General features: G+C 44.9%; 7 protein-coding genes and 2 pseudogenes. 6 read left to right on the top strand and 3 right to left on the bottom strand.

From position 1 onward, the window contains the following. A pseudogene (locus tag ACLFWI_RS21630) lies at positions 1 to 356 on the top strand (flagellar assembly protein H); the annotation flags it as partial. A 403-nt stretch (positions 357 to 759) separates the two neighbouring features. Here ACLFWI_RS21630 and ispF read toward each other — a convergent pair. Beyond that, on the bottom strand, positions 760 to 1242 hold the full coding sequence (gene ispF, locus ACLFWI_RS21625) for a 2-C-methyl-D-erythritol 2,4-cyclodiphosphate synthase (RefSeq protein ID WP_446414630.1): 483 nt from the start codon (positions 1240 to 1242) through the stop codon (positions 760 to 762). A gap of 399 nt (positions 1243 to 1641) precedes the next feature. Between ispF and ACLFWI_RS21620 the strand changes: the two genes are divergently transcribed. The 5 genes and pseudogenes from ACLFWI_RS21620 (at position 1642) to ACLFWI_RS21600 (ending at position 5100) form a co-directional block, all read left to right on the top strand. Beyond that, complete coding sequence (locus ACLFWI_RS21620) at positions 1642 to 2529, top strand: pentapeptide repeat-containing protein (RefSeq protein ID WP_446414629.1); 888 nt, start codon at positions 1642 to 1644, stop codon at positions 2527 to 2529. Positions 2530 to 2738: 209 nt separating this feature from the next. After that, positions 2739 to 3188: a ferritin-like domain-containing protein gene (locus tag ACLFWI_RS21615; protein ID WP_446346311.1), complete on the top strand. Its 450-nt coding sequence runs from the start codon at positions 2739 to 2741 to the stop codon at positions 3186 to 3188. A 307-nt stretch (positions 3189 to 3495) separates the two neighbouring features. Further along, positions 3496 to 4152: pseudogene (locus ACLFWI_RS21610) on the top strand (vanadium-dependent haloperoxidase); the annotation flags it as partial. A gap of 125 nt (positions 4153 to 4277) precedes the next feature. After that, the gene (locus tag ACLFWI_RS21605; protein WP_446414628.1) at positions 4278 to 4865 is read left to right on the top strand and encodes a Uma2 family endonuclease; all 588 of its coding nucleotides are present in this window, start codon (positions 4278 to 4280) and stop codon (positions 4863 to 4865) included. Continuing rightward, positions 4858 to 5100, top strand: coding sequence for an HNH endonuclease (locus ACLFWI_RS21600; protein ID WP_446414627.1), 243 nt, complete (start codon positions 4858 to 4860; stop codon positions 5098 to 5100). The genes ACLFWI_RS21605 and ACLFWI_RS21600 overlap by 8 nt, the downstream gene beginning before the upstream one ends. Here the strand turns inward: ACLFWI_RS21600 and ACLFWI_RS21595 are convergent. Both ACLFWI_RS21595 and ACLFWI_RS21590 read right to left on the bottom strand, forming a co-directional pair. Next, complete coding sequence (locus ACLFWI_RS21595) at positions 5012 to 7243, bottom strand: beta-propeller domain-containing protein (protein WP_446414626.1); 2232 nt, start codon at positions 7241 to 7243, stop codon at positions 5012 to 5014. The two genes, ACLFWI_RS21600 and ACLFWI_RS21595, sit on opposite strands and share 89 nt — an antisense overlap. Before the next feature lie 468 nt (positions 7244 to 7711). Continuing rightward, positions 7712 to 8290, bottom strand: a complete 579-nt coding sequence (locus ACLFWI_RS21590; RefSeq protein ID WP_446414625.1) for a Uma2 family endonuclease — start codon at positions 8288 to 8290, stop codon at positions 7712 to 7714. Positions 8291 to 8585 lie beyond the last annotated feature (295 nt).

Below are 8585 nucleotides of genomic sequence, written 5' to 3'. Positions count from 1 at the left end.
TACAACAAGGACAACGGCTGATTATCGAAAACCTCCTCCAGACTCGTCTGGGACAATTGACTCCCACCCTCGCTGCTTTAATCACTCCTTTATCGGAATTACCCCCTCAGCAATTAACTCCATTTCTCTTACATTTATCTCAACTGGAAAACAGTGAATCAGCCATTCAACAGGCACAGCATTTCATTGTCGAAAATTTGCTGAAAATTCGATTTGGAGAATTGGATGAGCAACTCACCGCACGGGTCACTTCTTTATTAGCATTACCTCCCCAACAGTTAAGCCAATACCTCTTGGAATTATCTCAGGTATCCCGTGAGCAACTCCTCGCTCGATTTCCTATAGCCAGTCCTTAAACGTGAAACGTGAAACGTGCCGCTGTCGTTCCCTCCCCTTGAAGGGGAGGGGTCGTGTTAAGGTATTGCTTTGTTGATTAAGTTTTGGGCGACCCGATCCAATTGAATGGATTGGGGTTATTCATTAATGCAGGTGGGTCGCCCCTACCAAGATCGCCTGTTCTGTTTGGGTTAATTGAATCGTGCGATTGCCTCCCTTCTGCGCTCCGCGCAATCGCCTGTTCCATACCCTGTCAACAAAGATGGTGTAAGCGTCGCCTTTAATCCACAGCTCAAAACTTGCCTGGGGACAAGTTATATCGGTTCAGCCAAGTTGTTGTTGCATCCGTTTATGACTTGCTCTGTTCAGTTTATATCCCCCTAAAAAAGGGGAACTTTGAGTTTATTAATTTTCGACCAAGAGCTAATACTCTTTAACTAATAACGCTACAGCATAAGCCGCTATACCTTCTTCCCGCCCCACGGGGCCTAATTTTTCATTCGTGGTGGCTTTAATCCCAATTTGATCAGGTTGTAAGTCGAGAGTCATGCTGATCCGATCGCCCATGGTTTTGATGTGAGGCTTGAGCTTGGGACGTTCAGCCACAATTACGGAGTCAATATTGCTAATCTGCCAACCCTGCGATCGCACTAACTGATTCACCTGACTCAATAACTCTATACTATCCGCTCCTGCCCATTTTGGGTCGGTGGGGGGAAAATAGTGACCTATATCGCCGAGACTTAATGCACCTAGCATCGCATCCATAATCGCATGGGTGAGGACATCTGCATCACTATGTCCTAGCAATCCCAATTCGTGAGGAATGTTTACACCCCCCAGAATTAAAGGGCGTCCGTTTCCCAGTTTATGGATATCGTAACCGTTACCAATACGGATATTCATGGCTTTTTCCCCGATGATATGATGTCCGGCAAATCACCAATAATAAAAACTTCCCTCCATCTCACCCTCACCCCATCTCCCCCTCACTGTAATTATGGGTATTCAAAGTGTAACCGATACGCGATCGCATGCCAAAGACGACGGAGAGGCGAGTTGAGGGATTAACAAGCAACCAAACCCGCCCTAATCCCAACCGCTAAATTTGACTAATCCCGAATCCAGATTTTCTTTATCAACGCTTTAACTAACCGATTCATTTTTAAGCAGACAGTAAAATTTTACCATTTTTCCTCAAAAATACGCCTCAACCCCTTCAATTTTTTCAACATCAAGCTATGCTCAATAGTAAGAGTAACCACTCCCGCCTAAATTTAAATAAGCATTCAACCTAGCTTCAGGTTGTCTGCTTATAAATTTTATCGCCGTTCAATTGCGCCAGACGCTGAAACCGTTAACGACGATTTATTCTCCGTTTCTCGGAACCAGCCACCTTATCTGGAAATTGCTCATTGTACTCACGCTAACTCTCCTATGAAACTGCAAAACCATCGAATTCCAGAAGAGCAAGCCCAAGACGTTTTGACGCGAGCTGCTCAACTCTATGCCCAGCACAACCAAAGCTATTCGGTACAAGAGCTAATCGATGCTGGAACCGAAGCCCAAATTCCATCAGAGTTTATGGAAGAGGCGATTCATCAGATTGAGCTAGAAAACATCCAAGCTGAAGCTCAACTCCGAAAAGCTAAACGTGGTAAACCTTTAGTTATGGGGGTCGCGATCGCACTTCCCGTACTTATCGCCCTCGGCTTAGCTGGATGGTTGTTACAGAGAAATAGTGTAACCAACGCCGCCGTCAGTCAGCCAGCCCAGACAGAAGAGACGATATCCCCGCCCACTACAGTTAGTGATGCCAATATCGCACCCAGTAACTTCAAATGTGCAGGTTTGACCCTCAACGGCGCTGATTTGAGTGGCAAAAATCTCACAGGTGCCGATTGTACCAATGCCGATTTAGCCAATGCGAATTTGGCAGGAGCCAATCTCGAAGGCGCAAATCTGAGTCATTCTAACCTAGAAAGTGCTAATCTAAATGGCGTTAATCTCAAAGGGGCAGATTTAGCGGGAGCGAATTTGGCAGGAGCCAACCTAGACGGTGCTAACCTAGAAGGCGCGAACCTGAGCAATACCGATTTAAACAATGCCAATCTGAACAACGCTACTATCGCAGGAACAGATATGGCGGGAGCTAACTTAGACGGGGCGAACTTGAATAATGCCCAACAATAAGCGGTTCGCCGTAACGGGAGCATCTTGCTTCCCCATCTCCCAGACGTAGCATGAGGAGTCTCTACAAGCTTCCCCATCTCCCCCATCTCCCCTTACCGAGGTTGGGAAATGTTCTCTAGCAACTGTTGTAGATTGGCTGATTTGTTAGAGTCTTTTAAAGATAAACTAAAACAGATCTCAGTGAATCTACATACCGCAACCTCAACATGATGAAAGAACTTGACCTGAAAAAGACCATTGACGTACTCAACACCATTATGGAGTTTGAGTTGGCTGGTGTCGTGCGTTACACTCATTACTCCTTGATGATCATTGGTCCGAACCGAATTCCCATTGTCAACTTTTTCAAGGCACAGGCTAGTGAGTCTCTACTCCACGCTCAACAGGTGGGAGAAATTATCACAGGCTTAGAAGGTCATCCCAGCCAAAAGATTGCGCCCATCGAGGAAACTTACCAACATTCTGTGCAGGATATTTTGCAGGAAAGCCTTAATCATGAGAAAAAAGCATTAGATCTCTATAAAGACCTTCTGGATATCGTGGAAGATGCTTCCATCTATCTCGAAGAATTTGCCCGTGGTCAAATTGGTCAGGAGGAAATGCACAACATAGAGATTAAGAAAATGATGCGTGATTTTAGCTTAGGGGTTACTGAATAAGTATTGTGGTGAGGGGAGGAATCAGGGAACGGGGAATAGGAGGAATGGGGGCTGTGGCATTTCTCGGATTCCTGAATTCTTCCTCAGCTACACCGGGTATTGCTGCCCATGAACTGACCGGGTTAGAAACAGGAGATCTTCTACCAAAACGGGGGGAGTTCACCTGGATTTAGCAGTTTCCCGCCAGTCCGACTACGTAGGTGCGTCCCTATTACGGCATTAAAACAGTTAATACTTTATCCTTATACATAATACATATTTTTGTGAGCGATCGCATCAGGTGGCATCCCGTTTTCGTAAAGAAAAATCAGACAATCAGGAGGGGTTTGGTACGTTTGGTGGACCGCATATCCTCAGTTTAGTCACAGAAGTGGCGACACGAGCCTTAAAAGCGGTTTGGTATCAAAAATGGTTTGTGCATCGGCGGCTGCGCCCTGAAGCCTTTGGTGGACTGATTCACAATCTTATGACGGGACGGGCGGAGTATCCAATTCATCCAGAGATTCTCAATTCCCAAGCACTCAAAGAGATATTTGATAAGAATGGTAATTATCTGCTACCGCAAGTGTTTCCGGAAGGATCACCCACCCATCCGGCTTACGGTGCGGGACATGCGACAGTGGCGGGGGCTTGTGTAACGATATTGAAGGCGTGGTTTGATGAGTCTTATGTGATACCCAAGCCAGTGGTGCCGAATAAAGAGGGGACGGAGTTGGTGTCTTACATTCCTTATGGTGGACCCGGTACAGAGGTTCTCACCGTAGGCGGTGAGTTGAATAAGGTAGCGGCAAATATTTCCATTGGTCGCAATATGGCAGGTGTACACTGGCGGACAGACTACACCGAATCGGTAAAATTAGGAGAAGCGATCGCGATCGGAATTTTGCAGGAGCAAAAGCTGACGTATAACGAAGATAGCTGTTTCTCGCTGACTAAGTTTGATGGTACAGCAATTACCATCTAAATTTGAATAGCAGCATCAGAATTTAGTAGAGACGTTGCATGCAACGTCTCTTATCCCCAGTTATTTGCCCACTGCTATAGCTGCGATCGTTGACCGCCACCTGGTATACTCTTCCCCAACCTGCCATGATCACAACCACTAACCGCCTGACTCTTGAAGAATACTTGAAGTATGACGACGGGACAGACACTTGCTATGAACTGGTTAATGGAGAGCTAGTCCCGATGAGCTTGGGTACTGGAAAACATGGAGCCATTTTAAAATTCTTGGAACGCACCTTTGATAACCAATGCGCTCAAATAGGACAAGAATGGACAGCCTTGGCTGGAGTCGTCGGTGTGCGTTCTCCCCGCGCTGGTCGATGGGATACCGTTCGTATTCCCGATGTCGTCGTGATTCCTCTAGAACAGTGGCGTAACCTGCAAAATCGCGAAGCCGTTATTGAATTAAATGAACCCCCACCTCTACTCGTTGTTGAAGTCGTCAGCGAATCGACGAAAAGCACCGACTATCGTGCAAAACGAGCCGAATATAGCGTTTTGGATATTCCTGAATATTGGATTGTTGATCCTCTAAATGCTAAAGTCACAGTTCTCACGTTAGTCGAAGGTTGGTATGACGTGGTGGAGTTTGTGGGCAGCGATTTGATTCAATCGGGGATATTTCCTCGCCTCGAACTTACGGCTGAACAACTATTATGCGGTAATGTTTAATTCAGCCTGGTCGTTTCTTTGTAACATTACTGCCACAACTTTTGAGTTTGAACATATTATACCGCGATCGGCAGGTGTAGAGACGGTGTTTGATAATCTTTGTTTGGCTGATCTAATCTGCAATCAGGCAATCGCTCAAAATTGGCTTATCCGTTACATCCGCTACCCAATTCGCTGCTATTTTCTAACCGCAGAAAATGTAGCCGCCCTGATGCCTCACCTGCAACAATTGTGATCCCATCAGGTGCAACAGCACAAGCAAGTAACTCACCATCTCCCTTAAAACTGGCAACAATCTTCCTAGTCTCCAAATCCCAGACTTTGAGCGTTTTATCATTTGAAACAGAAATTACCTGTTTGCCATCCGGTGTGACTGCTACAGCATTTACAAATCCGGTATGACCTTCTAGAGTGAAAAGTTCCTCTCCACTTTCCAAATTCCAGATTTTGATACTGTGATCCCAGGAAGCGGAAATCACTTGTTTGTTGTCTGGTGTTACTACCAAATATTCTACTGAACCAGTATGTCCTTCTAGAGTAAAAATCTCCTTTGCTGTTTTGACATTTCCGACTTTTTTAATAGTCCAAAATTTAATATTATTGGCAACTGACCCAGTAATTAACCCTTTGCCGTTCGGTGTAACGGCTACAGGATTTATTAATCTTGTTTGACTTTTCAGGATAAATATTTGTTTTCTAGCTTTCAGACTCCAGACGCGAATAACTCCATCATAGGAAGCAGAAATTATATTTTTACCATCCGGAGTCACCACTAAAGATTCTACTGAACGATTAGATCCTTTTAGACAGAACACTTCCTTTCCCCTTTTTAGATTCCACACTCGAATTGTTTTGTCCCATGAACCAGAGATCACTTGTTTACTGTCTGGTGTTACTGCCAAAGCCTTTACCGGATCAGTATGACCTTTTAGGGTGAAAATTGATTCTGATGTTTCTAAATTCCAGACCTTGAGAGTGTTATCTTCTGAAGCCGAAATCGCGTGCTTGCTGTCCGGTGTCACTGCCAAATCATTTATCGAATCAGTATGACCTTTTAAAGGAAAAAATTCTCGTTCTGATTCAAGATTCCAAATTTTGATAGTTTCGTCATATGAACCAGAAATCACCTGCCTGCCATCGGGCGTTACTGCTACAGTTCCTACCCAGTCGCTATGACCGATGAGCGGTAAAAGCTCTTTTCCTGTCTCTAAATCCCAGACTTTGATAATGATACGTGAACTAGCAATCAAGCGCTTACCATCAGGAGTCACTGCCACGGATTCTACTGAATCGTTATGACCTCTGATAGTAAGAACTTCTCTTGCTGTTTCTAGATCCCAAATTTTGATAGTTTCGTCATACGAACCAGAAATTATCCGCTTACCATCTGGTGTCACGGCTACAGATTCAACCCATTTTGTATGACCATTGAGTGTTAATAATTCTTTGCCAGTTGCCAGATTCCATATTTTTAGCGTGTTGTCAGCTGATGAAGAAATCACCTGCTTACCATCTGGTGTCACGGCTAAAGCTGCTACCCTATCTGTATGACCTATTAGGGTGAAAACTTCCTCTTCAGTTTCCAGATTCCAAACTTTAATAGTCTTATCAGATGAGCCAGAAATAACGCACTTGCCATCTGGTGTCACCATTACAGTGTCTACCGACATAGTATGACCTTTTAGGGGAAAAAGTTCCTTTTTAGTTTCCAAATCCCATATCTTGAGAGTTTTATCCACTGAACCAGAAATTACCCACTTGCCATCCGGTGTTACTGTCACAGCTTCGACTATCCCCGTATGACCATGGAGACTGAAAAGCTCCATTCCCGTTTCTAGCTCCCATACTTTGAGAGTGTAATCCTCAGCACCGGAAACCACTAGTTTGCCATCTGGTGTCACTGCCACAGCATTTACCACTCCGCTATGACCAGTGAGAGTACGCCGTAATGGTGTACCTGGCGGCATTAAGCTAGAGGTTAAAGGACGTAACCAGGGCTGGTTCTGTGGTTTAGCTTGTGCCAATAGTGCCTGAATCTCTGGCAATTCAAACGCCATTAACCGCCCTAATAATTGTCCGGCTAGTTGGGTTTTGTCGGCGGCTAAGATATGCGCTGATAACCGAATCGTTTCCTCAATTAAGGTGAGGGTTTTGGCTGGGGCGGGGAGTTCGTCTCCTGGCTTTTCCTGGAACGGACAGGGAGTAATATTTCCCACGAATTCATAATCCTGAATCAGCGCCTGCACGCCCAAGGCATCTAATTTAGCTTCGATAAAATCAAAATCGGTTAGCAAACGATACAATCGCTGAAACTGTCTGGCTTCTCCAAAATGAGTCGGTAGGGTTTCTAAGGCATAGCGTTGCCTTTCTGGTGACATTGTTGCTAACTTTTGCCTTAATTCACCCATTACTATCTTGGTTGAGAGTATATCTGGAAGTGGAGAGACGAGGACAAAGGAGAGAAAAGTATCACAGAACTCACGGAATCGAGTTGAGCGGGTTGGGAAATGATGTAATCGTAGTCTAGCAAAGGTTTGTACCTTAACCCGCCTCTACAGGATACTGTTGGTCAACTAACTGAGGGATCAGACCCCTCCCAAAACCTTTCTCCGACCTCTCCCTAGCCCTCTCCTACAAGGAGAGGGAAGCGGAATATATTTCTTTTTTTAGGGGCTTTCCGGCTCCCCCTTCCGTGAAAAAAAAGCGAAGCATCCTCTGTCCTCCCTCCTCGCAGGGGGGAACGAGGGGGGTTGGGAAGGGGGCTGGGGGGTTAGGTTTTCCAAATTCACCAGCAGTATCCTAAAGCTAATAAATGAATAAGAACAACCTGAACAGGTGAATTAATATCAACCTCCAGCATTAATCACTCTTTCACTCGTCAAATCCAAATCCGGTAGCATCGGTGAGATAATCTGCTGATTACCCTGAAAAACCCGCTCCTCATAAAGCCCTTCTACCCACTCTAGCACCGTAACTTGTTGTTGTATTGGGTCAACAATCCAATATTCAGCAATCCCCCGCGCTGCATATTCAGAACGTTTGTACCGATAATCTCGGTCTGCATTTTCTCGTCCCGGTGACACCACCTCAACCACTAACTGAGGCGGAGGCATATCAATCATTATTGTAGACCGACTTGCCCCCTCTAACGCTGTTGCCAGTTCCTCAGAAAGCACGATTAAATCGGGTAAGCGCGTTGTTGCTCGTGAACCACTCACTACAATTTCCGCCCCAATTCTTAAGCGATACGAGGGGATTCCTTGTTGGAGAAAATGGCTCAGTAAAAACATGACAATGCGCTGATTTAAATCGCTTTCTGGTGGCATAACGATTAATTCTCCATTAACCAGTTCATACTGAGTATCTGTCCCGTCGTTATAGTTTAGATACTCCTCAAGCGTCATTTTCTTGGATGTGATTGTCATGATGACTTGTCTCCTATAAATACCAGTTTAAAAAATTGAATATGTCCCCAAAAATGTACCTACATGTCCTAATTTGAATGTCACTGACTTAAGCGGAATGTTGCCAAATCGGACGCCAGCAAATAAATTTACAGAACTTAAACATCAAGTAATTTAGCTTACTGAGGAAGTTTGTCAACCCGTTTTAACGGGTTTTAGCTTTTAGCCCGAACTTTAGTTCAGGGCTTTAAGTAGATGAAGCTTAAACATCAAGTAATTTAGCTTACTGAGGAAGTTTGTCAACCCGTTTTAACGG

Source organism: Coleofasciculus sp., from assembly GCF_046539235.1.
In the GTDB taxonomy this organism is placed as follows: Bacteria; Cyanobacteriota; Cyanobacteriia; order Cyanobacteriales; family Coleofasciculaceae; genus Coleofasciculus.
Note: the sequence above shows the minus strand (reverse complement) of the source record. Positions and strands in the feature narration are given on the sequence as shown.

Bases quoted from the DNA above. Each gene is read 5' to 3' on its own strand.
- ispF (WP_446414630.1), bottom strand. From the start codon at position 1,242: ATGAATATCCGTATTGGTAACGGTTACGATATCCATAAACTGGGAAAC.
- ACLFWI_RS21615 (WP_446346311.1), top strand. From the start codon at position 2,739: ATGAAAGAACTTGACCTGAAAAAGACCATTGACGTACTCAACACCATT.
- ACLFWI_RS21605 (WP_446414628.1), top strand. From the start codon at position 4,278: ATGATCACAACCACTAACCGCCTGACTCTTGAAGAATACTTGAAGTAT.
- ACLFWI_RS21600 (WP_446414627.1), top strand. From the start codon at position 4,858: ATGTTTAATTCAGCCTGGTCGTTTCTTTGTAACATTACTGCCACAACT.
- ACLFWI_RS21595 (WP_446414626.1), bottom strand. From the start codon at position 7,243: ATGTCACCAGAAAGGCAACGCTATGCCTTAGAAACCCTACCGACTCAT.
- ACLFWI_RS21590 (WP_446414625.1), bottom strand. From the start codon at position 8,290: ATGACAATCACATCCAAGAAAATGACGCTTGAGGAGTATCTAAACTAT.